The sequence below is a fragment of the Marinomonas ushuaiensis DSM 15871 genome (assembly GCF_000521805.1).
GTDB classification, from domain to species: Bacteria; Pseudomonadota; Gammaproteobacteria; order Pseudomonadales; family Marinomonadaceae; genus Marinomonas; species Marinomonas ushuaiensis.
Genome location: NZ_JAMB01000004.1, coordinates 188541 through 213596, shown reverse-complemented (window position 1 = coordinate 213596; position 25056 = coordinate 188541). Strand labels below are relative to the sequence as shown.

Below are 25056 nucleotides of genomic sequence, written 5' to 3'. Positions count from 1 at the left end.
TTAAGGAACTGACATGAAAGCATTAATCATTGGCGCAGGCATCGGTGGCATGTCTGCTGCAGCGGCATTAAAACAACAAGGCATTGAGTGCGAAATTTTTGAAGCAGTAAAAGAAATGAAGCCTGTTGGCGCTGCTTTGTCTATTTGGCAAAACGGTGTGAAATGCATGAGACACCTTGGTATGGGTCACATCATGGACGAACTGGGTGGCCCAATGCACAATCTCGCTTATCAAGACGGTTTCACCGGCGACATAATGACACAGTTCAGCCTTAAGCCTTTATTAGAAGCCGTTTCTGAACGCCCTTGCCCGGTTTCCAGAGCAGACCTACAAAGCCAAATGATTGATTTTTGGGGACGAGATAAAGTCCAATTTGGTAAACGTATTGAAAAAGTCGAACAAACCGACACCAGTGTAACCGCTTACTTTACTGATGGAACAAGTGCTACTGGCGATATGATGATCGCAGCTGATGGCACGCGATCTATTGTTAGAGCTCATGTATTGGGTAAAGAACTAGACCGTCGTTACGCAGGTTATGTCAATTGGAATGGCTTGGTCAATATCGACACGGACATCGCACCAGCGGATCAATGGACGACATTCGTTGGCGAAGGAAAACGTGTTTCCATCATGCCAATTGCAGGTGGACGCTTTTATTTCTTTTTTGACGTACCACTACCATCGGGCCTTAAAGAAGACAGAACAACAGTGGTATCAGATCTAAAAGGTTACTTCAAAGGTTGGGCAAAACCAGTGCAAACCCTTATTGACGCTATTGACCCAGAAACCACAAATCGCATCGAAATACATGACATCACACCATTCGATACTTTAGTAAAAGGCAACATCGCCTTACTTGGTGATTCTGCTCACAGCACCACACCAGACATAGGCCAAGGCGGTTGCTCAGCAATGGAAGACGCCGTCGTATTAGGACAGTGTTTTGCTGAAATCAAAGACATTCACACCGCCATTAAAAGCTATGAAGAAAAACGTCGTTTCCGAGTTCAGGACCTTGTCTTAAAAGCCCGTAAACGCTGTGATGTGACCCATGGTAAAAATATGCAAGAAACTCAAGCTTGGTATGATGAACTAAAAATAGAAGAAGGCGATAATATTATTATAGGATTAAAAAACACCATCCAGGGTGGGCCTTTAGGTTAGAAAAAATAAAATTAATTTCAAAGGAAGGCCTTATTTCCTACCCATAAAAAGATCACTATGACGTGATCTTTTTTTATTTAAAAAAATTACCATTCCGTAAGTTACAAAAGAAAAATAGAAAACATCATTATTCCATCCCATTCCTTATATACCTCTTAAAACCTTATAAAGCACCAATTCATCAATGACATACATCCTTTTCATACAAGGCTATCAGTGATATAAAGCGCCTACCAAAATTCAAATCAAAGGACTAAACATGAAAGGCATCTTACTCATCATTGGTATTTTTTTATCTCATACTGTTGCAGCATTAGACTTAGTAAAATACCCAATCGAACTCAGTTCTTACGAAGGCATCACGGTTGTGATCGTACCGACATTAGATAAAAAACAAGCTTTGCTCAAAATTACAGGCATAAATCATAGTATTGATGATGTGGTTTTTTTGACTACTTACAAACAACATGGCAACAAAAAAGCCTACAAATACACATTCGACGGCAGCGAACGCGCACTGGTTAGCGTTGATGATAACTATGGTTGCTGCTCATATGAATTATATATACCTGATAGCCGAAAAAGCATTTACCTAGAAAAAACGGAAAATACAGACCCTATCATTACTAAAAATCTATTAGCTCAGTATGAACAGCAACTAAATAAAGGTTTGCAGGCAAAACTTGCGGCTTTTAACCGTGAGAAGCATGTTACGAGCCAACAGCAAAGTATTCTTGATGTAGATAAAGAGGTTTTAGTAAAATGTGAACTTCCTATTCAATCAAGTATCGATTGGAAAAAGGTCTCTGATGCAGATCTGAAAAAATATTCAGTTGGTTCATTTTGTGCTCAAGTAGGCCACGAAATAGCAAAAATGTGCGAACAAAACAACCAATTCAAAACTCAAGTATCTCAATTCAATGCAGTTCATTGCGATTTTACAGATACGTTAAAATTACGCAAAAAGGATAAAGTACTTAATTTTAAAATAGCGCCAACGGAGCCTAATCAACCGCAGTTTATCAACTCATACTTACGTAACTTATAATCTTTTCTGTGCCAATAAAACGATACCGCAACCAATACCTCCTCACTTATTTGAAGAATAAGTGAGGAGGTATTTTTATCCCTATCTACTTCTTAATTAAACTCATTCATCATCACAGGAATTAAAGTCATCGAAGCTATTTAACTTAGCTGTGTTAGCATGAGATTATTAATTCTAAACATACGTTTTAAGCGCAAAATTAATTCACCAAAGGATAGTAAATGTTAGGTTTAACGGTTTGGGGATTATCTCTTGGGCAAGCGCTATTAATTACAGGAAATATTCTACTCGTTTCTGTCACCGCATTAATTGGTCACAAAATCAGCCCATCGACAGACTTAGCAACGGTTCCTGTCGCACTGCAATTTGTAGGTTTAATGAGTGCAACCTTGCCTGCCGCTTTATTAGTTCGTTTACTGGGCAGAAAAATCGTTTTTTTGATAGGGAACACTATTGGACTGTTTGGTGCAGCGTTAGCTTATTACGCCTTATTACACAGTGACTTTTGGCTGTTCTGCGCTTCAACTTTTTTATTGGGTGTTGCTATTGGTATTGGTCAACAATATCGTTTTGCGGCAGTCGAGAACTGTCCGGAGGGTAAAGGCCCACAAGCCATTAGTTTGATTATGGGAGGCGGTATTTTAGCGGCTGTACTTGGTCCTAATCTAGCAGTTTGGTCCGAGTACATTATTCCAGACACACAATACATTGGCGCCTTTGCCGCTCTCTTCATCCTATATGCTATAACCACAGTTCTGGTTGCTGTGTTACCGCTTAAAAAAGCCAGCATCGAAGAACAAACAGGAACACCGCGCTCTTACGCTGAATTACTTCGTCAGCCCGTTCTAATCGCCTCGATCACATCAGGCGCAATTGGCTATGCAGTAATGGTATTAATCATGACGGCCACACCGCTCGCTATGCATGGTCATGGGTTTCATTTTGGGCATACAGCCAGTGTTATTCAATGGCACGTATTAGGTATGTTTGCACCGTCTTTTTTTACCGGCCATTTAATTAAAAAGTTCGGTACGAGTCGTATTGTCCAAGCTGGTTGTATATTGCTTATCGCCTGTATTTTGTTAAACCAATTTGGCACTTCTTATTGGTATTTTTGGACAGCATTAGTCTTCTTGGGCATAGGTTGGAACTTCACTTTTATTGGTGCAACCAACCTACTCACACAAACTTACCAACCTGCTGATAAAGCAAAAACACAAGGTTTAAATGACTTTCTGGTTTTTGGCTCTTCCGCCGTGGCAAGTATTCTGGCAGGTTATTGGCAGAGTTTATTTGGATGGGAGATATTAAATATGCTGATGCTGCCCGCCATCTTTATCGCCATGGTCACTGTGTATCTTAGTATGAAACGATCAAAATAAATAAAGCTTCACTCGCTGGGCGAAGCTTATTACGCTTCGCGGAACACCAAAGAAACTCCATTCAAACAATGACGCTTACCTGTTGGCTGTGGACCATCATCAAAAATATGACCTAAATGACTTCCACAACGGCGGCAATGCACTTCAGTACGGCTCATAAAGAAACTGTTATCGGCTTTTGTCTCAACTGCATTTGGTAAACTTTGATAAAAGCTTGGCCACCCTGTTCTGCTGTCGTATTTTGTACTTGCGTCATAAAGAGGTAGCTCACATCCTTTGCAGTCATAAACTCCTGCTCGTTTTTCATGAAGCAATGGGCTACTACCAGCACGCTCTGTGCCTTCTTCTCTCATAACTTGGTATTCAAAGTCGTTTAATTTTTCTTGCCATTGCTCTTTGGTATAAACCACTTCAAACGTTGAACCTGAAGTCAGTTCTTTTGCAATTAGCGAGGTAGAAAAGTACTTTGCTCCAGCTATCACACAAGCTGTTGTGACGAAAAAATGTCGACGATTCATAATGCTACTCCTTATTAAGGTTATAGATATAAGACGTAATGAAACGACATTTATTACACACTACAGCCTCATGTCTCAATAAGTGCTTATTTCTAATCAATAGGGATAAAGTAGGTAAACCCATTAACGAATCAGAAAAGTCGTAGTGCCATCCCTCTTTTGAGAGGTACAAATTTTAGACAAAAAAAAGGTAAGCTCCGAAGAACTTACCTTTTTTTAAATATTCTATTAGCTAAAAAATTAGATAACTGTAATATTTTCTGCTTGAGGACCTTTTTGGCCAGCAGTAACAACGAACTCAACTTGTTGGCCTTCAGCCAAAGTTTTGAATCCATCACTAACGATCGCGCTGAAATGTGCGAAAACATCTGGACCAGATTCTTGCTCGATGAAACCAAAACCTTTAGTTTCGTTGAACCACTTAACGGTTCCTTTTACTGTATTAGACATAATTATTACCTGAGTATTAAAATATTAGCCGCCTCAAAATAAGGCGAAGATTGCAAAAAAATCAGACTTTTACTTAGAAACTTCAGGACGAGGAATTATGAATAAAACAACGTATAGCAGAGTTTTTAATTAGAGACTTCTTTCTAGCTTGAGCGTGAATTATATAGGGATGGCCATCAGATAGATAGCTTTATTTACATTGAAACCAAAACAATCTGACTTATGATGAATAATTGTGTTTCGAATCGTCTTCCAAAAACGACAAGACATGCCGTATTATCATACCTTGCTCTTCACTACACTCTCATTAAAAAAGTTCAATTAAACAGGCGATATACTTTATGAGCAATTCAATCATAACATCGAGCATTTTTATTTTAGGGTGCAGTGTTATCAATCTAGCCCATAGTAATGATCTAATCTCTTTCGGCCAACATTGCCTTGTAATGGAAGAGCGCCTAGATAACGCTAAAACTAAACTCAACAAATTATCGAGACAAGCAGATCGTACCAACGCTCAAACCAATAAAGCCCAAAATAATTTGAGACGTTACGAAGCGGCCAGAGCAGAACTTGGTACTAGCATGACGGAATGCTCTGAAACCAAACCAAACAGCCACTATTGCCACCAAATGCGCCATAAATTCAATGAACTGACGTATCAAATTCAATATTTAAAGAAAGATGCCCTCGAAGAACAATTCAGAGATGAAAACTCAATACTCCAAGCTGAGATCACCAAAGGCAATTTTGACAAAAGATATGCAGCCTTTATTGCTTCATGCCGAGATTCAGACGCTCATTATGCTTTAATTCAAGATCCAGAAGCCTATGCATCAGTTTGTAGTAATGCTAAAAATTCTGTCACTTGCACGCTATTCTAAACCGCCTTTATTTATACTGGCCTGTGTGTTTCACATATACCAATTTATCCATTTGGAATCCTAACGCTTCCGCTTTTGCTAATAAGCGTTTCTGTATGTCTACTGGCATGGTCGGCGTTCTAGACATTAACCAGAAAAACTCTCTACTAGGGCCAGATATCATGGCGTACTGGTAATCTTTTTTATCCAGCTCAAAAATCACATAAGCGCCATAAAAAGGACCAAAGAAAGATACCTTTAAATGACCGACATCGGAAGAATCAACGAAATACGCTCGCCCTTTTGCTTCTCGCCAATCTTTTTCTTCAACAGAGTAGCCTCGATTTAATACACCAACACCACCATCTTCTCGTTGAGTATAAGTGGCTGTTACTTCCGACAAACCTTCTTCAAAAGCATGGTCTTGTCGAACTATTTCATACCAGGTGCCAAGATAGCGTTCTAATTGAAACTGTGTCACTGGGTCTATATTTTTAGGCGCACTCGTACAACCAGCTAATAAAAAAGCCAGCATCCAAACAATATATTTCATATTGATACCCTTATGAATCACTTCAAAAACTCAATATTACGAATAAACAAAACTATAAAACTGTCACACTCTTATTGCTGTCTATTACAAACCTTTATCTTAGGAATACGTACCTTACTTAATAATAGACTAGTCCGTTCATGGAATTACGGTAGAAATATCAAAAAACAACATAAAACCGTTTCTCTCAGTCTTAATAGTATGACGCCAATCGCTAAGGTTGACCCAAGATATTTGTCTTTCTCAATTGATATTTCAGTATTAGCAGGCGGATCTTGGTGGGAAGGCAGCACAGCAACACAAGGCGGTCTCGGCACTTATACGCGTTGACCCATTAGACTTAACACAGTCAAAACTAGATAAATTAGTGTCAGAATTTTGGATTAAAGAAAAAACGTTTCGAGATCACCGCGGATTATTTAACCGCCAAAAAAATTCGTATCAATGGCGAACATCCAAAATTTAAACAAGGAGATGTTTCATTGAAAACTTCCCTAAACTATCGAAGCTTAATATCGTCAGCCCTTACAGCATTAATTTTTGGTGCTTTACTGTGTAAGGTTCCTTTCATACTCTTTTAAGACCAACGGAAACGACGCACTTCATTGCCCTCTTCAGGTTTATTCGGAATATTAAACGCCAATATCAAAGACACGACAGCCATTAATGCGCCAGCTAAGAAGACACTCGCTGGCGACACCAACCAAATAAGTCCAAAGGTCACAGGAATAACAACCGCAGCAATGTGACTGATAGTAAAAGATACACCTGCAGTAGATGCCATATCCGCTGGGTCTGCAATTTTCTGTAGATAGGTTTTAATTGCCAATGCGAGTGCGAAGAACAAATGATCAATGACATATAAACTACCTGCCAACATAGCGGAATCAACAAACGCATAACCAACAAATACAAAAACCAAACCTATATATTCCAAAACCAGTGCTTTTTGCTCACCAAAACGACCAATCAAACGCCCAATTCGTTTAGCAAAAATCCAATTAAACAAATAATTTATCAAGAACAACAAGGTAATGTCTGATGCTGAATAACCAAATTTTTCTACCATTAAAAAGCCAGCAAAAACGACGAATATTTGACGCCTTGCCCCACTCATAAAGGTCAATGCGTAATAGAGCCAATAACGTTTGCGTAATAGCAGTTTTTTGTTCTGTGGTATTTTTGCTTCAAAACGTGGGAAAGCCACACAAATAAACAAAACAAGAGCCAAAGCCGCGCCGCCAGCGATTAAATATACCCACTTATAATCAAGCTGAACCACTTCAAGCAATAACCATAAGGCAGAATAGGTTATCAAAGACGCTAGCGCGCCAATCGAAATGAACTTGCCCAGCGCTTCTGGTGCCTCTTCTCTGGTTAACCATTGCAAAGACAATGACTGCTTGAGTGTTTCAAAATAATGAAAGCCAACAGACATTAATAATGTCGTGCATAACAGTCCCGCCACCGAAGGATAAAATCCTGTAATCGCCACACCAACAGCCAACATGATGAGAGACAAAAGCATGAAGCTTTGCTCTCGAATAAACAGCAAAATAAAAATAGCAGTAAACGCTAAGAAGCCAGGTATTTCACGCACACTTTGCAATAAGCCGATTTCAGCACCTGTAAAACTGGCCTTCTCAATAACAAAATTATTAAGCAAAGCTTGCCAGCTGGCGAACGCGATTGGCACTACAATCGATACCAACATAAGTAAATGCTTAGGTGTTTGCCATGATTTGAGAGGTTTATCTGATTGCAGTCCCGCTGCCGAATTCCGTGACGACTGTGATAAATCAAGGTGTTGATTATCCGACATAGCAATATCTCTTGTTTAAAGCGCTTATATTGAAAGAATGATTACATTTGATATTGCACAGTTTATCAGTTAGTTTTTCGTCTTACTTTCTATAATATGACTACAATCATCGATAAAACGACAAATACGTAATAATAAAATATGCAAATATATACAAATGCCCTTTCTGCCAATGAACAAATCAACAATTCAGGTGATAAATTTATTATCACCCGAAAAATCGACATGCCAGCCGGCTACCAAGGCCCACTTCATCACCATAGCTGGTACCAGCTTATGTATGCTTCAAAAGGAATTTTGCATGTGGAATATCAAAACCAAATCATGTTGGTGCCACCACAAAAAGCTGTCTGGTTAGCACCCACTTGTGATCATCGTATAACAGCGCCCATCGGGGCAAAATTTCATAGCTTGTACTTTAGACCAGACGTTGTCGCTAAGATGAGTGATAAAAATAAGGTATTAGACATTACGCCATTAGCTCGAGAGTTGATTCTCTCCATTGGTAATATTAGCCACAAACAAGTCTTAGACAAAACCGAACAGCGACTTATACAAGTACTGATTGACCAGTTAGCTTTGCAATCAAACAATGCCTTATCGTTGTTAATTCCTTCCGATAAAAGACTGAACCAATTGATTACTCAATTAATCAAAGAACCAAGTAATTCACTAAGCATTGAAGAATGGTCAACAACATTGGCGATTTCAAGTAGAACCATTACTCGCATATTTAACAAAGAAGTGGGTGTAGGGTTTAAAGAATGGCGTCAAAAAGTACGTTTATTAGAAGCTGTCAATTTGTTAGAGCAAGGAGAAATGTCGGTAACAGAAATAGCCTTGGAAATTGGTTACAACTCACCTTCCGCCTTTACTTATGCCTTCAAACAAGTATTTGAAAACAGTCCTGTCGCTTATCTCAAGAAACACTAAATATTAGATTAAAAGCATTTGCCAAGCCTTGCTATCTTGTTAAATGCCTTCTAAAGAATAGTAGATAACATAGCTTAACTAAGTAATGCTGTACCTTCGACTTCCAATACGGTTTTCGCGTCAGTACGTTCCATGATTTTCACCAGAGCAGATTGAATCACTTCATCTTCACGTACATCTTCTTTACCTGCAAAACGCTGCTCTTGTGGTTCTGCGCCTTCTTCTAACGTAAAAGTAACAATGACTTCCGTCGCTTTCTCTGCAGTTTCACCAAAGTAGGCAAAAGAAACTTGCGGATAACCTTTAAAACCCATTTTTACTTTCTTTGCGATACGTTTTTTAGATTTATCTAAATTCATGCTGCCTGCCTAAAAGAAATGATGTCACTGTAAAAAGATATCTGAATTAAAACACAAAGCGTCTTGATCCGGATAATCTATCTGTTTTTTTTTACTACTTAATTAAACTTAAAGCAGCTCTAAATTCGGCAGTACGACAATCACCAACTAATTCAAACAAACTCATTTCTAGACTCGTTATCTCAGCACCTTTTCTTGTTAATTTCGCCAGAGCCAGCTCTTTATTTTCTAATGAGCGCGATGATATACAGTCGCTCACTAATTCAACCATGTAGCCCGAATTCATCAAATCAAGCGCTGTCTGGTAAACACAAATATGCGCTTCAATTCCAGCAACAAGCCATGTATTTACTTTCGTTTCTTTCACGGCAGCATCAAATTCAGGTTCACCACAAGCACTAAACGTAAACTTTGAAATAGGTTGGACTGAGTCTAAGACGGCTTTCAACGCAGGAACCGTTTCGCCCAATTTATTTGGGTTTTGTTCCAACCACAGAATAGGCAAACCTAACAGTTTTGCAGATTGAATAAGCTTCGTGATATTAGCAATAACGCGTTCGCTGTCATGAACGATTTCCGCCAATTTACCTTGAATATCTACGATAACTAAACCTGTTTTCTCTTTTCTTAACATAGTCGACTCCTTCTTTTAGCACTGCCTTTTGTAGGCGTATTAGATTAGTTTAATTCCCAATGATGCCAATAAACTAACCGCTTCATAACGATCAAAAGTAGCACCTTTCAGCGTATTTTTAGTGATGTCTATATCGAAATTAGTAGCACCATTAAAATCGGCATTTGATAGATCAGAATTCATAAACAAACTGTTGGTTAAATCTGTTGCAGAAAAGCGTCCACGGGAAAGGGTCGCTTCTCTAAAATCCACATCATGAGCACGACATTCATCAAACACAATACCAGATTGTTTTAGCCCATAGAAAGATGAGGCGTTAACCAAACAACGTTCAAAATACAATGCAGCCCCTAAGTCCAAACCACGCCAGTAAGCTTTCGTCCAATCCACACCCAACACTTTAGAATCATAAAACTTCACGTCAGAAAACTTAGTATTTTTTACTCGAACGGCAGTCAGCTTACATTTAAGAAACTGACAGTCTTTAAAGGTACAACCATCAAATACCGATTCAGAAAAGTCACAAGATTCAAAGGTACAGTTTTCAAAAACAGCTCTCATCAACGTATCCTGTACCATCACAACGTCTTTGAATATCTGATTATAGTACTCACTTTTACTTTCTAACATTTTTCCTTCCAATTTTTATTTTGAATCCATGTTGGATTACCATAGTGACCCGCTCAAAATAAACCGCCCGTTTATAAACGCCCAATAATGCTACTGGCGTTTTATGACATGTTATGAAATCTGAACGTTTTTGCCATATGCTTTTTTTATAAAGAAAAGTAACCTTTTACATATTATAAAAAGAAGGAAGAAGTAGAAAGATGATAAACATAATCCAAATTAAAGTCCGAGGGTATCATTTGGATATCTTCCAACATGTTAACAATGCACGCTATTTGGAATTCTTAGAAGAAGGTCGTTGGGCATTTTTTGATGAATTTGGTGCTGGCACTGAACTCATGGAGCAAGGTTTAGCTTGGGCTGTGGTAAACATCAACATCGATTTCAGAGCAGAAGGTAATTTTGCTGACGTGCTCGAAGTACATACTCAATTTTCAAAGTTAGGAAACCGCAGCGTAACTATGAAGCAGCGCATAATGAATGCCAAAACAGATACGCTTGTTGCTGAAGCCGATGTTACTTATGTTTGTTTTTCAAAAGAGAAAAAAGCCGCCGTTCCCTTACCTGATGATTATAAAATGAAGATTCAAAAAGCCCTCGAAGAATCAGACTAGATATTTACGAAGCAAATATCATGGGAAACGTTAGTCGTCATTTTCAAGACGTTTCCCTAGTCCTACAACATTATCATCGCCATAACCTAACGCTGCATAAAATGCGATCACAGCTTGGTTAGTATGACGCACTTGCAGATTGATTTTAGGACAGCCTTTCGCCTGAATACGAGATTCAACCGCCTTCATAATCGCTTGTCCATAACCTTTTCTTTGATGATTTGGGCTAACCGCTAAATAATTAATCCAACCTCGATGACCTTCATATCCCCCCATCACAGAAGCGACAATAATCTCATTTCCCTTCTCAACGGCTCCATCATCAATATTTTTCACGCCCACGAGGAATAAATCAGCATCAACGTTCAATTTACGCTCGATGTCTTTGTCAGGGTTATTCTGAGGCGTAACCAAGCCACATTCACGCCACAAGACAATCACAGACGCTTTATCTTTTTCTTCGTATGCACGGATCTTCATGTAACGCCCACCAATAATAGTTGTAAGGATTTCTTTATGTCTGCGTTTGCTATTAACCTCTTCACGATTATTCTAAAAAGAAGAGACCAAATTTCAAGGATAAAGTCTGACTATGCCGCTTTTGCCTTCCATGTCGCCTAATATCCAAACCTTCTCAAAAGAATGAGGCTCGGGCATAGTAATAAGGTGCTCCTGTGCTTTGATGTCTGCTTGCACCCAAGCTGGATGGGTATTGCGAATTACCAGCCAAACCCGTTTGCTTTTGTAATGTTTGCCCGATTTGTTTTCTAGAATTCGATTTAAGGCTTTTAACAATCTTTCGCTCGCAGGTTCGTCTTTTAAACTGCGTAAAACGTTGCGTATATTATTAGTCAGGTTACGTCCTAGAATCTCCATGGCCTCTTCTTCCGATCCATAAAGATGGGCAATTTCTAAGTCTAAAGGCTCACCTTCTAACATACAGGAAACATCTGGACGAGTAGGATTATTATGCCAAATATGACGAATCTGTTTACCAGTATTATGCTCGTAACAGCGCATAAAGAGCTTGGCGGCTTGATGCTCTAATTCAATTTTTTCTTGTTCGCTCTTATGCATGACGACTCCTTATCCCTTGATTGAATTAAATAGAATTCAATTGAATGTAGATTCTCGAATCATGTTACGGATTCCATTCTATAAAGTTACTGCAAAAACAGTAAGACTTTATATACTTTCACTTCCTTATTTCATGCACATAGAAACAAACGCATACAAAGAAAGCCTAAGTATAATGCCCAGCATAATCTGGATTCAATTTTGCTCGCCCTCCTTCACAATGCTCGTTTTAGTTTGGATATCATATGGAAAATGCTCACAACAACACATCAGCTTCAGGTGTTTCACCAAAGGAATTTACTGTTCTAGTCGCTATGTTGATGTCGATTGTTGCCATCTCAATCGATGCGTTATTGCCTGCGTTAGGCATTATTGGTAAAGAGTTAGGCGCTACAACCGCAAACCAGCCTCAATTACTGATTAGCATGTTATTTCTTGGTTTGGCTTTTGGACAACTTATTTGTGGCCCACTGTCCGATGCGTTAGGACGTCGTCCGATTTTGTTTGGTGGTTTTGCCTTGTACGTTGTCGGCACAGTCGTTTGTTACCAAGCCGATAGTTTAGAAGTACTGATGTTCGGCCGTTTTATTCAAGGACTGGGGGTTGCTGGGCCTTATATTTCAGCGATTTCATTGGTTCGTGATTTATTTCATGGCGCTCAAATGGCGCGCATCATGTCATTAGTGATGATGATTTTCGTCTTGGTTCCAGCCATCGCACCGACTCTTGGCGAAGCTATTATGTTTATTGATGACTGGCGTGGCATTTTTGAGATGTATCTTGTCTATGCGGCTATATTGGTTTTGTGGGTTGTGTTCCGACTCAAAGAAACCTTGCCAAAATCAAACCGTATCGCGTTTTCAAAAAAAGGCTTTTACGACGGCTTTAAAGAAGTACTGACCAACCGAATAACTGCCAGTTATACCGTATGTATGGGGTTATTTTTCGGTAGCTTTATTGGTTATTTAAACTCATCACAACAAATATTTCAGGTTCAATTTGAAACAGGCCGCATGTTCTCTTTGTACTTCGGTTTACTGGCTTTGGTGTTAGGTTTTTCGTCTTTAACAAACTCACGTATTGTCGAAAAATACGGTGCTAAAATCATCGCCTTCAGAGCCATTTGTGTCGTGGTAATCGTCTCAACTGTATTCTTATGTTTGCATGCTTTCGTCAACATTCAATTATGGATGTTTCTTGTTTATGCCGCGGCTATATTCTTCTGCTTCGGTTTGCTGTTTGGTAATTTCAACGCCTTAGCAATGGAGCCAATGGGACACGTTGCGGGTATCGCTTCGGCTGTTATCGGTTCGGTATCGTCTATTATGTCATTGAGCATCGGCACCATAATTGGTCAGATGTACAACAACACCCTAGTGCCAGTTTCGAGCGGTTTTATGGTGATGGGAACCTTGGCGCTATGCCTTATGTACTGGGCAGAAAAAAAATCAAATTAAGTATTAATGTACATAATATATACACAAAACTGACATGATATGTATAATTGACGCGCGAAAAAACTAACCTAAATAAATTTTAATGGAACTAAAATGAAAAAAATTATTATTGCTACCTTCGTTTTCACAACACTAATTTTAACTGGTTGTGCAACAGTTATTTCTGGAACTAGTCAGACATTAACATTCAATTCTGATGTAGAAGATGTTGATGTTTATGTTGATGGAGCTTTAATTGGTAGAACACCAGTAAGCGCTTCATTCAAGAAAAATAAAGCTCAAACTGTTATGTTTCGGAAAGAAGGGTATAAAGCAGTTACTCGTGAAATCACTAAATCTTTCGATAAAGTTGCTCTTCTTAGCATTTTTTGGGATTACTCAACAACAGATTTAATTACGGGCGCTGTATACGAATACGCACCAAATGCCATCTATGTAGAGATGCCAAAGAAAGAAGAATAAGTTACAGCCACTAATGCGCCAAACATATCAATACAGAGAATTACTCACTTTTTTCCTGAGTTTGATATGTTTGGTTTTTCCGCTTCACATCTCTGCAAAAAATGTTATTTTTGACCCTAGTTTCACTGAATTTTTTTTAAAAAATGCCTCTCCTCTCATTTCCCAAATTGAAAAGAAAAAAGGGCTTGGATATAAGAGTCTAAAAAATCAGTTCGATTTAACAGGTTGTCATTCAGATCAACTGCATTCGCCAGAATTGCTTGAAATAACAGAAGCTTACGAGCTTAATTCCAAATTAAAAGATCTATTATCAAAATGTAATACCAATCTGTCAGCTCAAGAATATGATCTTCAACAGCTATTAAAAAACAAAGACCCTTACTTAATCATCGCAGGGGAAAGTCTTAATTCGCCAATGTCTTATTTTGGGCATTCGTTACTTTTGTTTTTGGATAAAAAAGACTTCTATTTCTCGCCTGTTATTTCAGTACTCGCTCCAACCGAAGGCCTTAGTACTTTTGAGCAAATTGGCAAAGGTGGATTTTCATTTATTCATGCAGAGTTAAACGTCATTCCTTTGCATCAAGTAATAGATTTCTATAATGATCAGGAATCGAGAAACTTACGGTTTATCAAGCTTCCAAAATCAACATTCAATACAGAAAAGCTCGTGAATTACTTTGATAGTCAATTATCAGATCAATTAACTTATAACTTCTTTACCAGAAATTGTTCTACGTATTTATATGATGCTTTGAATTACGCCTGTGACTGCTTTGAAAATAGCCCTTCAATAATTACACCTGTTTTTATAGAGAAAAAAGTACAACAACACCTAACGAGCTCTTCTAGATTTGAAATACATTCTTTATTCAACACCTTCAATAAGGGTTATCAAGCTCTACATTACAGACAGAGAAACTTAGTGAAAGATATGTTCTTTGATAATGATAGAACGTATTTAAGTCACAATAAAAAAGTGGGCGATGTTGCCGTACTCGCCTCTAGGTTAAGCTTTGAAAGCTATCACAACCCAAATCAAGCTTATACCCAGCTTCTTACAGCATATGGAAAAGATAACTCTCTATTATCTGAACTCCCTATATCAGAGACCACATCAGATGAAAGCCTTGATACGGTATCGATTTCTTCAGCAAAAATATCGATACAAGAAAAATCTATCAATATAAAACTATCTGCAATTGATTTTGATCACTTTGAACAAAGACCACATCACTTCATATCTTCAAAGTTATCAGCAGGAACTATTGAACTTACGCAAACAAAAGAATCAACAAGCCTGAACGCCTTAGAGCTTTTGAATATTCAAGCAATCACACCATTAAATTTCGTAACAAAAAAACCTTCTTGGAGACTTAAGCTTGGTATTGAAAGGAATGATGCCAATAAGTTAGAAGGAGTGATAAGTACAGGAGTTGGTGTAGCGTCAAATGCATTTGAACTAAAAATGTATGTTTTACCTAGCATAGAACTGCGATCGACTCTAAAGTTTCCAGTATATTCAGGCGTACAATTGAATACTAAGCAGCTGTCTATAAAGTATGAAATAAAAAATTTAGATGAACACTCTTTAACCTTTTATAGAAGAGAAAACAGCGCTTTTGGATATGAATATAATGTATTTAAACAAGAAAGCAATGACCCTCAACACCAATTTACTTTATCTTATTATTTCTAGTTAATAGTTCGAGCTGTTTCATCAATTCTATCGAATCCATTGGTTTTTGATGAAGTAATGCTGGCATTAATAAAGCTTCTTTGGTCACCGCTTTTAAAGTAAATAAAGACGATTCGATCACATCAAACCCTGATAGCCAAGCTTGCAACGCAGACTCTAAAACCGTTTCAAACTGATCAAATAATGCTACGGTCGATGTTGCCATTTTATGCTGCTCGCCTAACAAAACTCGATACACTGCAAGGCGTTCTTGTTTCTTAACCCAAGTTTGCCAAAGCGTTATCCAACCAGAGATCAGTGTTGTGTTATCCGGTGTTTTTAGCGCAGACTGTAAACTTGATAATGTCGTTTCCATGTCGTCTTTCGCACGTTCAATTAAAGACTCTATAACATTTTCCCACAGCACCAGTTTGGTCGGAAAGTTACTGTAAACCGTAGGTTTTGAAACCGCTGCCGTTACTACAACTTGGTCAATACTGGTACTTTGATAACCTTGCTTAGTAAACAAACCACAGGCTGCATCGATAATATGCGCCTTTTTACTCGGTCTTCCTCTCGCCATGCTTGCCTCTATAAACCTAAATATTCGTTATGTTTTTCATTCTAACCTATCGATATAAAAATGGTTCCGTTTTTATGGTATAACCACAAAAGACAAACACCTTCCTTCAGTTTTCAACGCCACATTATTTGTAATCCCTCGTTTATTAAAGCATTAGATACTGGTATGTTTTCTTACTGTTTGTAACCCAATAGGAATTTAAATAATGCTTTCTTCCTCTCTTCGTACAGTAACATTAGTCACCGCTTTTTTGGTCGGAAGTATATCTTCACCTGCTTTCGCTGAAGATACGACCTTTACTGCCAAAAACTTAAACGAACAATCTGTTCTTGCGGCAACATGGATGCAGGCATCAGGTGAATTCAAAGCCTTGTCATACCAAGCCTTCAACCTAGCCAAAATGCAATTTGATGCTTTTTCAGATTCTCACACAGGCAATAAAAAAATTGCCATCGTCGTTGATGCTGATGAAGCTGTCATAGACAACGGTGCGTATCAAGCGTGGTTAATCGATAAAGACTTTGGCTACTCAAGCTCTACATGGGCAAAATGGATGGACGCAGGCGAAGCAACCGCCATGCCTGGCGCAACAGAGTTTTTAAACTACGTTGCCAAAAGCGGTGGCGAAGTGTTCTATGTGACCAACCGCAAAGTCGTTGGCTTAGAAGGCACTCGTAAAAACCTAATAGAACTTGGGTTTCCAAATGTTGACGACGACCACCTAATGCTAAGAACGTCCACCAGCGACAAAGAACCTCGTCGTCAAGCGGTTCAAGCAAACTATGACATTGCACTTTTCATAGGCGACAACCTAAACGACTTCTCTTCTGACTTTCACACCAAATCATTAGAAGACACCCTCGCCGCTGTTGAGAAAAACAAAGCCCTATTCGGTACACAATTCATCATGCTACCAAACCCGGCTTATGGCGATTGGGAAGGCAAAGTCTATGACAACAACTGGGGCGCCTCTCCCGCTGAGAAATCTCAAATGCGCAAAGATCGCCTTCGCATCTGGGAACCCGCTGAGTAAAAACTTCACTTAATGTAAACATATATCTCACAAAAAACCGCTTTGCGTTTAGACACAAAGCGGTTTTTATTTAGCAATGCAATTCAACAAAATTCACCTAGAGTGACTTCGACAGAAGCAGCGTTCATTAACAACACCTAAGCGACTTCTCGCGCTTGCGCGTGGAGCGAGGTGTTGTAATGGACTCTGCCATCTACAATTTTTTCTCTAAAAAAACCACTTGACGATTTCTCTAAACACGATTAAATTAACCAAACCGTTTAGTTAATAAATTAAACATTTATCAAAGAGGTAAACACCATGAAAAGCGAGAACGGTTTCTACGGGCAATTCGGCGGTAGTTACATTCCAGAAATTCTTTACTCAAGCCAACAACAAATCTTAACGGCGTTTGAAGAGGCCAAAAACGATCCAACGTTCCTCGCAGAGCTGCACAAACAATGGCAGCAATTTTCTGGCCGTCCTACGCCACTTACCTATTGTGAAAACCTCACCAACCACTTCGGCGGCGCACAGATTTACCTAAAAAGAGAAGATTTAAACCACAGTGGCGCGCACAAAATGAACAACGTGATTGGCCAAGGTTTACTCGTCAAACGTATGGGCAAAACACGCGTCATTGCTGAAACGGGCGCAGGACAACACGGTATTGCAACTGCATTAGTCGCCGCTCGTTTAGGGCTAGAATGCACCATTTACATGGGTGCGAAAGACATAGAACGCCAATACCCAAATGTGTTTTGGATGAAACAACTTGGCGCTACCGTTGTGCCTGTGACGACGGGCGCGCAAACCTTACGCGATGCGTTAGATGAAGCCTTACGTGATTGGTCTTCCAGCCACGAAGACAGCCATTACTTAATCGGTACCTCTTGTGGTTGTGCACCGTTTCCTGAAATGGTCGCCTTCTTTCAATCGGTCATTGGTGATGAAGTTCGCGAACAAAGCATGGCACAATTCGGACAATTTCCTGATCGTCTTTATGCCTGTGTCGGCGGTGGTTCAAATGCGTGTGGTTTGTTCTTACCTTTCCTTGATGATAAAGACGTGGAAATGGTCGGTGTAGAAGCGGGTGGTAAAGGGTTAGAACTTGGTGAGCACTCTATTCGCTTGTCTCATAACCTCGGACAACCGGGTATTGCTCAAGGTTTTGCGACTATGTTCTTGCAAGACCAAGCGGGACAATTACAAGAAACGCATTCCATTGCAGCAGGTTTAGATTACGTTGGCGTCTCGCCTATCATCGCGCATTTAGCAGAAACGGGGCGTATTAAAATGACCTACGCCATGGACGATGAAGTGATTGCGGCTTGTACATTATTACTCAAAAAAGAAGGCATTATTCCTGCGTTGGAATCGTCTCATGCTTTGGCTGGTGCGTTTAAAGATGCGCCTAATTTACCAAAAGACTCGAAGATTGTGATCAACCTTTCTGGTCGCGGTGATAAAGACATTTTCAATGTCGCGAAAGCCGTACAAGACGAAACCTTCCCACAATTCTTAACCGACTACCTTGCATCGTACCCAACCAATCACGTGGACAATAAGGAGCAAAACGCATGAGCCAGTTAGCCGCTTTTATTGATAAAAAACGCCAAACAAAACCCATCTTATCCATGACGCATGTGGTTTATGGCTACCCAACGGTTCAAGAAAGTTTGGATTGGATGGCGCGCCTAATGAAAGAAGGCGTGGATTTTATCGAAGTACAATTCCCATTTTCGGATCCAGTCGCCGATGGCCCAAGTATTGTGGCTGCCTGCCACAAAGCATTGGAACAAACGCTAGACGTGGAAACTTGTTTGGCACAATTAGGCAAACTGGCGAAAGACTTTCCAGAAAGTCGCATTGTCTTGATGAGTTACCTTAATCCTATGTATCGATTTGGTTTAGAAAAATTTGCCAAACGTGCTTCAGAAGAAAATATTCTAGGGTTAATTTTACCTGATTTACCCATAGAACAAGCGGTAGATTATCGTGCAGCCTGTGAAAAATACCAAATTGATCCTGTTTGGTTGGTTACGCCTGTAACACCAAAAGATCGCCTTGCCATGTTAGCCAGCCAAGCCAATGGTTTCTTGTATTGTGTGGCGCGTTCTGGCGTAACAGGGCATTCTGTTCATGAAGACAAAGCCCATGAAAACAACCATCATACAACGTCATTAGATAACTATTTGGCGGAAATCAAACAACACGCCAATGCGCCGATAGGTGTGGGTTTTGGGTTACGAGAAAGAGCTCAGATCGAACAGCTTATTGGCAAAGCAGATATTGCTATTTTGGGTTCCGCTTTATTAGATGCTTACAACAGAGGCGGACAAGAGGAAGGTATTAAATTAATTAACGCCTTATTTCATTAAAAGCACTTGAATTTAAAAAAACCAAAACCAAAACGAAGAAAGACGGCTGGACTGTGGTTACCGCCGACAAAAAACTTTCAGCGCAATGGGAACATACTATCTTGGTAACAAAAACAGGCTATGAAGTACTCACCCTGAGAAGTGAAGAAAGTATCTGACTTGCACTTGGGCGACTAAGCTTGTAAGCGGGTGTCGTCATGATGCAAGATGACAATGAACTGTTTATTTAAAACCGTTTCAGTATTACCTTGTCATACTAGCGTTCTCAATTATATTGGTTTGGAAGTATATGAATAATAAATTAACTGGAAAAAACGTTCTCATTACCGCGGGTGCTCAAGGCATTGGCGAAGCGATCACAAAAAGTTTTATTGATAGTGGTGCAAACGTTGCGATTCACTATTTTTCCAGTGCGGATACAGCCAACCGATTAATCAAATACGCTTCAAATAAAGGGCAGAAAGCCGTTGCGATAAGTGGTGATTTAACAAATGAAGCAGAAGCCAATGCATTGGTTGAGCAAACCGTTAAAGCACTAGGTAGTTTGGACATACTGATTAACAATGCAGGTTCTTTGGTTGCGAGAAGATTACTTAACGAAATGGATGCGGAATTTTGGCATAAAGTAATGGACATCAATTTAACGTCTATGATGTTTGTCACCCGTGCCGCATCGCCCTATCTTGCGAAACAAGAAAACAGCAGCATTGTTAACTTAGCATCCCTTGCGGGTCGCAAAGGTGGCCACCCAGGGTCACTTGCTTACTCAACAAGCAAAGGCGCGATTCTGACCTTAACACGAGCACTCTCGGCTGAATTAGGGCCACAAGGCACTCGAGTAAACGCCGTTGCTCCGGGGCTAATCCTTGGCACTTCTTTCCATAATACACATACGACGAAAGAATCTGCTGACGAAACCATCACAGGCATTCCAATACAACGTGCAGGCAACACAGATGATGTGGCACGAGCAGTGGCGTATTTAGCATCTGAATACGACGGTTTCATCACCGGCGCGACACTTGATATTAATGGTGGCGTTTACAATATGTAATGCGCTCATCTATAAACAATATTGAACAAACACAAAAAAACCAAATCCAATTTACCTTTTGAAGGGTAACTAGGGTTTGGTTTTTTATGTTTAATAGCTAATAACTAGGCTTTAGCAGGCTTACTTCTTAAGCATTAAGTCTTCTAATTTTAAACCTGTCGCTTTACTAATACTGCGCCACAGGTAATAAAAAATCGCCATCATCATGATCATAGAAGGAATAGCAATCATTGGATAACTGTATAACGTCATTTGACCTAACTCTTCATTAAAGGCTTCGGTTCCAGAAGGACTGGTTACAATCCATTTCGCCAACACGTAATTCATCGTTGCTGAAAAAGCAAAAGAGCCCGCGATAAAATAAGTCGCATTCATCAACTTTTTCTCAAACATTTCTGTACTGTTGTTCTCTTCCAATTTCTGTTTGATGATTTCTGTATCCATCACAGAGGAATTGAAAAGCAATGCACGAATCAAAGGATAAGGCGTAAAGGTAGACACCAAAACCGCGATACCAATGATTGCTGGAACGGCCGCTTCCTTGATTGCCAACCATTGATTATCAAGTTCAAACAGGCCAATACTGCCTGTCATCAAAACACTCACTAAACCCAACAAAGCGATAAAGTTAAACTTCCTATACTTCACTAACTCAAAAAGCCCCCAACCAAGAGGAAATGCCAACGCAGCAACCAAACCACCACTAACACCTAATGCGTCTTCACCGCTTAACTTCATCAAAATAAGAGACGGTAAAATAACACTGACGAGCAAATCAACCATCGGGCGTGGCTTGTGTGTAGGAGTTCTATTCATAATTTAAAAGTTCCAATTTAAGTTCAAATACTAATGCCGACTATCATAAAGGAAAAACACACAGGGAAGTACATAGAGATTTTAAAAGTAAGGGATTTTATCGATCCTATCCAAACGCCCTAATATCTCTTACGATATAGATTCTTACTAATTTTTCTTGGTGAAAGGTCTTTTGATGAAAAAAAATAAATACAAAGTCGTACGGCTTACCGAGACAACGGTAAGTGGAGCCTTTGAAAAAGAAGCGGAGCTGTTGAGCCAAGTTAAATCCGATGATTTGCAGCAGGCGTTGTTGCTTTGGCAGCCCAGAGACAACACCGTGGTACTGCCTGCTAGTCAGAAGTGGCAAGCCAATCCTGATCTAACCACTCAATTACAAGATAATGGTTGGCTGATTTTACCAAGGCGAACCGGTGGTGCACCAGTTCCACAAACTTCTGGCGTGATTAACTTGTCACACATTTATCGGGCCGATTCATCGTCATCGGACTTAATAAAACAAGGCTATATTAATCTGTGCAATGTGCTGACACGCTTTTTTAAAGGCTTTGGTTTAACAGCAGAAGTACACGCCACGCCCCATTCTTATTGCGATGGAGATTACAACGTCAATCTCGGTGGCAAAAAAATCATTGGTACGGCACAACGCATCCTGACAACAAAGACCCAAGAAAAAATCATACTGGTTCAAGCCTGTATATTGATCGACGTGATTATTGATGAGTTAATTTACCCGATCAATTTATGCTACGAATTGAATAATAATGACGAAAGAATAAAACCAGAAGTGCACACCTGCCTAGCGCAGCATATTGAGCCACTTCCACCGACAGAAAAGCTCTATGAACACTTGGTTCAAGCCTTTATTGATGATCAGTCCTAAGATAAAAACAGGCTCTAGAGTTTTCATCTTTAAGCCTGTTTCTTGCCAATGTTACTGATATTTTAAATAAGATGAAACGCCTGCTGTTAGTCACCGAAAAGTGGCTAACAACCATTAAAGATATAACATTTGAGTTATTAAAGTCCGTTGATAAAGCTTGTTACCGAATGAGTAAGCTCTTGCTCTTTTTCCGCATTTAATTTCCCATTGATAAAATAATCATAAAAGCTACCTAAGCTATATGACCCCCTCACATCCGCACCCCAAAACGGCATTAGTTGCGTTAATGCTTGAAGATTAGTTGTGCCACCTCTTGGGCCTGGTGAAGTACTAAGGAGAAACACCGGCTTATTGGTAGCAAACATTGGATTTTGTAAATCGCCTAAACGAGAAACCCAATCTATTAAATTTTTAAACTCAGCAGGCATTGATCCATTATGCTCTGGAGAAGAAATGATAAACGCATCATATTCCGCAAATAACGCACGAACTTGTTTAGCGGTTTCTGGATGCCCTTCGTTTTCTTCTCTGTCTAGACTAAAAAAAGGCATTGGGTAGTCTCGGATATCCAGCATAGTAACGCCATACCCTTCTACTTTGCTGGATGCCAACTCTAATAGCGTTCGATTGATAGAGTTTTTGCTGTTGCTTGCTGACACGGCTAATATTTTTTTCATGATTGAGTTTCCTATGAATTATCTGGTTAATGCTTTCATTGATTAACGGTTTCACTTTCTATACAAAAAAGCGCTTTAATGAGCCTTATTTACATAAATAAGCGTTAAATGAACGTCTTCACTGATCACGGTAAAATCTAGTTTTTCATCACGAACCAAGTCACCGTCTTTTACTTCAATACCATTTAAAATGCCTTCACCACCTGTGATGTAAGCAATAAACTCGCCCTCATGAATGACATTCTTATTTTTAGTGAGTAAACCAACTTCAATAATCGTATGGCTATCAAGTGTGATATTTTGTGATGTATTACCACCATAAACCGCGACCATTCTGTCTTTCTTAAGCTCGTGAAATTTATAGCTTGCAGGCTCACCTGACGTTTCAGGTAACACCCACAATTGCAGCATTCTGTTTTCTGTGTTGTCTGGATTCATTTCATTGTGAACAAAACCTTCACCACCAGCACGTTGTGCTTGCACTTGATTGGCGTGCATAGACTTGCCGTTCTCCAGTGAGCCTTGATGCTCAATACTGCCTTCGAGCATAATAGAAATAACGTCTAGCTCTTTATGTGGATGCATGCCCGTTTGTCCTTTAGGCATAAAACGCGCATCCGCTAAATAGATAAAGTTACCAATTCCATTCCATGTATCGTTTTGTCCACCAACTTTGTAATCAACAACAAGACGAGTTTCTCTTAATCCTGCAAAACCACCTCTGTGCAATGAATCTCTATTTAATCTCTGCATTTTAATGTCCTATTCCATTAATAATGGCCTGACTACAAAATCAACTTACTGTTTTATTTTTTCGAACTGTAAAGCTATTATAGGTTTTAACTGTTCGATTAAAACAAAGTAATACTGACAAATATGTTCGATATAACTGAACATTTTTATATAAAGATATTTGAAGTTTTTAAAGAGAGTTAAAAATACCCATATAGATGTCTGAATCAATTTTTGTATAAATAGGTGAGCTGGTGAAATTATCTTTAGATGCTTGTGAAGTGTTAGATGCAATAGATAGAAAAGGCAGCTTTGCCGCAGCAGCCTCTGCTTTATATCGCGTACCATCTACAATCACCTATACAGTACAAAAATTAGAAGAAGATCTAGGGATTGTCATCTACCGCCGAGAGGGCCGCAGATCCATCTTAACGCCAGCTGGTAAAGTACTATTAGAGCAAGGCCGAGAATTACTTAAAGCCGCTGAAACCATTATAGAAACGGCAAAACAAGTGGACAGCGGTTGGGAGTCTCACATCAATATAGCGATCGATACCATTTATGATATTGATAAGTTATACAAAGTCGTTGAAGCGTTTTACCAACTTAACACAGGTGTAGAAGTTAACATCACAGAAGAAGTACTTGCTGGAAGCTGGGAAGCTATTGTTGAGCACAGAGCCGACCTAGTTATTGGCGCGCCCTCTCCACAAACTAATCTACAAGGCATTAAATTTGAAGAAATTGCAGTAATAGATTGGCAATTTGCTGTAGGAAAAAATCACCCATTGCTTGAATACCAACTCCCTCTATCAGAAGAAGATACAAAACCCTTTCATTCAATCATCATTAAAGACTCTTCTAAAAAATCCCCAGCGATGACCCATAGGTTATTTGAAAAACAAACCGTTTTACGAGTCGCCTCTTTAGAACAAAAGATAGCAGCGCAAATTAGAGGGTTAGGCATAGGCTTTTTACCTGCCCATCGCATTAGAAATCAACTTAAAACAGGAGAATTAATCGCTCTCCCAATCAATAAAGACGCACCAGTAACACCAATTTTTATTGGCTGGAGAATGAGTAATAAAGGCAGAGCAATAAGATGGTTCGTTGATAAATTTCGTGAGAGTAATAAATGATCGTTAACCGAAAATAGCCAACTTAACTATGCTCGTCTTGGGTGTTCTTTAAAAAACCTAAAATGAACGGTGTCGCCCATCATTAAAACCCCGTAAAATTCTTATTTTTAGTACGTGTGTGCTGTTAAGTG

At 39.4% G+C, this 25056-nt stretch carries 29 protein-coding genes and 1 pseudogene; 17 read left to right on the top strand and 13 right to left on the bottom strand.

Annotation, left to right across the window (positions count from 1 at the left end; all coding sequences use genetic code 11):
- Positions 1–13 precede the first annotated feature (13 nt).
- From hpxO to MUS1_RS06810, 3 genes are all read left to right on the top strand, one after another.
- On the top strand, positions 14–1168 hold the full coding sequence (hpxO, locus tag MUS1_RS06820) for an FAD-dependent urate hydroxylase HpxO (RefSeq protein ID WP_036160458.1): 1155 nt from the start codon (positions 14–16) through the stop codon (positions 1166–1168).
- Between the two features lie 259 nt (positions 1169–1427).
- On the top strand, positions 1428–2216 hold the full coding sequence (locus tag MUS1_RS06815; RefSeq protein WP_036160455.1) for a hypothetical protein: 789 nt from the start codon (positions 1428–1430) through the stop codon (positions 2214–2216).
- Between the two features lie 221 nt (positions 2217–2437).
- Positions 2438–3598, top strand: coding sequence for an MFS transporter (locus MUS1_RS06810; RefSeq protein ID WP_036160454.1), 1161 nt, complete (start codon positions 2438–2440; stop codon positions 3596–3598).
- A 29-nt stretch (positions 3599–3627) separates the two neighbouring features.
- On the opposite strand, the gene msrB is transcribed toward MUS1_RS06810, so the two are convergent.
- Entirely contained in the window at positions 3628–4116 is a 489-nt protein-coding gene (gene msrB, locus MUS1_RS06805; protein ID WP_036160452.1) for a peptide-methionine (R)-S-oxide reductase MsrB, read from the bottom strand.
- A gap of 240 nt (positions 4117–4356) precedes the next feature.
- A complete protein-coding gene (locus tag MUS1_RS06800; protein ID WP_036160450.1) occupies positions 4357–4566 on the bottom strand; it encodes a cold-shock protein in 210 nt (69 codons plus the stop codon).
- Between the two features lie 341 nt (positions 4567–4907).
- On the opposite strand from MUS1_RS06800, the gene MUS1_RS06795 reads away from it, so the two are divergent.
- Positions 4908–5450 (top strand): hypothetical protein, encoded by a 543-nt coding sequence (locus tag MUS1_RS06795; RefSeq protein WP_156924868.1) that lies wholly within the window; start codon positions 4908–4910, stop codon positions 5448–5450.
- Between the two features lie 7 nt (positions 5451–5457).
- On the opposite strand, the gene MUS1_RS06790 is transcribed toward MUS1_RS06795, so the two are convergent.
- A complete protein-coding gene (locus MUS1_RS06790) occupies positions 5458–5982 on the bottom strand; it encodes a lipocalin family protein (RefSeq protein ID WP_036160446.1) in 525 nt (174 codons plus the stop codon).
- 201 nt (positions 5983–6183) lie between these two features.
- Between MUS1_RS06790 and MUS1_RS16305 the strand changes: the two genes are divergently transcribed.
- On the top strand, positions 6184–6312 hold the full coding sequence (locus MUS1_RS16305) for a hypothetical protein (protein WP_281171183.1): 129 nt from the start codon (positions 6184–6186) through the stop codon (positions 6310–6312).
- Positions 6313–6559: 247 nt separating this feature from the next.
- Here the strand turns inward: MUS1_RS16305 and MUS1_RS06785 are convergent, their stop codons facing one another.
- A complete protein-coding gene (locus tag MUS1_RS06785; protein ID WP_084035574.1) occupies positions 6560–7804 on the bottom strand; it encodes an MFS transporter in 1245 nt (414 codons plus the stop codon).
- Positions 7805–7945: 141 nt separating this feature from the next.
- Here MUS1_RS06785 and MUS1_RS06780 point away from each other — a divergent pair, with 141 nt between their 5' ends.
- Positions 7946–8737 carry an AraC family transcriptional regulator gene (locus tag MUS1_RS06780; RefSeq protein ID WP_051436149.1) on the top strand — a complete coding sequence of 264 codons (792 nt, stop codon included), beginning with the start codon at positions 7946–7948 and terminating at the stop codon, positions 8735–8737.
- 74 nt (positions 8738–8811) lie between these two features.
- Here MUS1_RS06780 and MUS1_RS06775 read toward each other — a convergent pair whose 3' ends face one another.
- From MUS1_RS06775 to MUS1_RS06765, 3 genes are all read right to left on the bottom strand, one after another.
- A complete protein-coding gene (locus tag MUS1_RS06775) occupies positions 8812–9096 on the bottom strand; it encodes a hypothetical protein (protein WP_036160444.1) in 285 nt (94 codons plus the stop codon).
- Between the two features lie 94 nt (positions 9097–9190).
- Positions 9191–9730: a hydrolase gene (locus tag MUS1_RS06770; protein ID WP_036160443.1), complete on the bottom strand. Its 540-nt coding sequence runs from the start codon at positions 9728–9730 to the stop codon at positions 9191–9193.
- Positions 9731–9769: 39 nt separating this feature from the next.
- Positions 9770–10360, bottom strand: coding sequence for a pentapeptide repeat-containing protein (locus MUS1_RS06765; RefSeq protein ID WP_036160440.1), 591 nt, complete (start codon positions 10358–10360; stop codon positions 9770–9772).
- A gap of 200 nt (positions 10361–10560) precedes the next feature.
- Here MUS1_RS06765 and MUS1_RS06760 point away from each other — a divergent pair, with 200 nt between their 5' ends.
- Entirely contained in the window at positions 10561–10974 is a 414-nt protein-coding gene (locus tag MUS1_RS06760; RefSeq protein WP_036160439.1) for an acyl-CoA thioesterase, read from the top strand.
- Positions 10975–11004: 30 nt separating this feature from the next.
- Here MUS1_RS06760 and MUS1_RS06755 read toward each other — a convergent pair whose 3' ends face one another.
- Positions 11005–11454 (bottom strand): GNAT family acetyltransferase, encoded by a 450-nt coding sequence (locus tag MUS1_RS06755; protein ID WP_051436148.1) that lies wholly within the window; start codon positions 11452–11454, stop codon positions 11005–11007.
- A gap of 93 nt (positions 11455–11547) precedes the next feature.
- Positions 11548–12051, bottom strand: a complete 504-nt coding sequence (locus MUS1_RS06750; protein ID WP_036160437.1) for a hypothetical protein — start codon at positions 12049–12051, stop codon at positions 11548–11550.
- A gap of 245 nt (positions 12052–12296) precedes the next feature.
- Here MUS1_RS06750 and MUS1_RS06745 point away from each other — a divergent pair, with 245 nt between their 5' ends.
- The 3 genes from MUS1_RS06745 to MUS1_RS06735 all read left to right on the top strand — a co-directional run bounded on the left by MUS1_RS06745 (position 12297) and on the right by MUS1_RS06735 (position 15669).
- Positions 12297–13508 (top strand): multidrug effflux MFS transporter, encoded by a 1212-nt coding sequence (locus MUS1_RS06745; protein ID WP_036160435.1) that lies wholly within the window; start codon positions 12297–12299, stop codon positions 13506–13508.
- A 93-nt stretch (positions 13509–13601) separates the two neighbouring features.
- On the top strand, positions 13602–13970 hold the full coding sequence (locus tag MUS1_RS06740; protein WP_036160433.1) for a PEGA domain-containing protein: 369 nt from the start codon (positions 13602–13604) through the stop codon (positions 13968–13970).
- A gap of 13 nt (positions 13971–13983) precedes the next feature.
- Positions 13984–15669 carry a lipoprotein N-acyltransferase Lnb domain-containing protein gene (locus MUS1_RS06735; protein WP_036160426.1) on the top strand — a complete coding sequence of 562 codons (1686 nt, stop codon included), beginning with the start codon at positions 13984–13986 and terminating at the stop codon, positions 15667–15669.
- On the opposite strand, the gene MUS1_RS15660 is transcribed toward MUS1_RS06735, so the two are convergent.
- Entirely contained in the window at positions 15647–16231 is a 585-nt protein-coding gene (locus MUS1_RS15660) for a TetR/AcrR family transcriptional regulator (RefSeq protein WP_051436147.1), read from the bottom strand. The genes MUS1_RS06735 and MUS1_RS15660 overlap by 23 nt on opposite strands.
- A 205-nt stretch (positions 16232–16436) precedes the next feature.
- Here MUS1_RS15660 and MUS1_RS06725 point away from each other — a divergent pair, with 205 nt between their 5' ends.
- From MUS1_RS06725 to MUS1_RS06710, 5 genes and pseudogenes are all read left to right on the top strand, one after another.
- Complete coding sequence (locus tag MUS1_RS06725; RefSeq protein WP_036160420.1) at positions 16437–17264, top strand: 5'-nucleotidase, lipoprotein e(P4) family; 828 nt, start codon at positions 16437–16439, stop codon at positions 17262–17264.
- 300 nt (positions 17265–17564) lie between these two features.
- Positions 17565–18827: a tryptophan synthase subunit beta gene (gene trpB, locus MUS1_RS06720; RefSeq protein WP_036160418.1), complete on the top strand. Its 1263-nt coding sequence runs from the start codon at positions 17565–17567 to the stop codon at positions 18825–18827.
- Positions 18824–19624: a tryptophan synthase subunit alpha gene (gene trpA / locus MUS1_RS06715; protein ID WP_036160416.1), complete on the top strand. Its 801-nt coding sequence runs from the start codon at positions 18824–18826 to the stop codon at positions 19622–19624. The genes trpB and trpA overlap by 4 nt, the downstream gene beginning before the upstream one ends.
- A gap of 17 nt (positions 19625–19641) precedes the next feature.
- Positions 19642–19782: pseudogene (locus MUS1_RS16235) on the top strand (type I methionyl aminopeptidase); the annotation flags it as partial.
- Between the two features lie 131 nt (positions 19783–19913).
- Entirely contained in the window at positions 19914–20678 is a 765-nt protein-coding gene (locus tag MUS1_RS06710; protein ID WP_036160414.1) for an SDR family NAD(P)-dependent oxidoreductase, read from the top strand.
- A 120-nt stretch (positions 20679–20798) separates the two neighbouring features.
- On the opposite strand, the gene MUS1_RS06705 is transcribed toward MUS1_RS06710, so the two are convergent.
- On the bottom strand, positions 20799–21494 hold the full coding sequence (locus MUS1_RS06705) for a VC0807 family protein (RefSeq protein ID WP_036160411.1): 696 nt from the start codon (positions 21492–21494) through the stop codon (positions 20799–20801).
- A 175-nt stretch (positions 21495–21669) separates the two neighbouring features.
- Between MUS1_RS06705 and MUS1_RS06700 the strand changes: the two genes are divergently transcribed.
- Positions 21670–22377 (top strand): lipoate--protein ligase family protein, encoded by a 708-nt coding sequence (locus MUS1_RS06700; protein WP_036160408.1) that lies wholly within the window; start codon positions 21670–21672, stop codon positions 22375–22377.
- 137 nt (positions 22378–22514) lie between these two features.
- Here MUS1_RS06700 and MUS1_RS06695 read toward each other — a convergent pair whose 3' ends face one another.
- On the bottom strand, positions 22515–23054 hold the full coding sequence (locus MUS1_RS06695; RefSeq protein WP_036160406.1) for an NADPH-dependent FMN reductase: 540 nt from the start codon (positions 23052–23054) through the stop codon (positions 22515–22517).
- Positions 23055–23129: 75 nt separating this feature from the next.
- Positions 23130–23807, bottom strand: a complete 678-nt coding sequence (locus MUS1_RS06690) for a pirin family protein (RefSeq protein WP_036160405.1) — start codon at positions 23805–23807, stop codon at positions 23130–23132.
- A 233-nt stretch (positions 23808–24040) separates the two neighbouring features.
- On the opposite strand from MUS1_RS06690, the gene MUS1_RS06685 reads away from it, so the two are divergent.
- Positions 24041–24925: a LysR substrate-binding domain-containing protein gene (locus MUS1_RS06685; RefSeq protein WP_211236435.1), complete on the top strand. Its 885-nt coding sequence runs from the start codon at positions 24041–24043 to the stop codon at positions 24923–24925.
- Positions 24926–25056 lie beyond the last annotated feature (131 nt).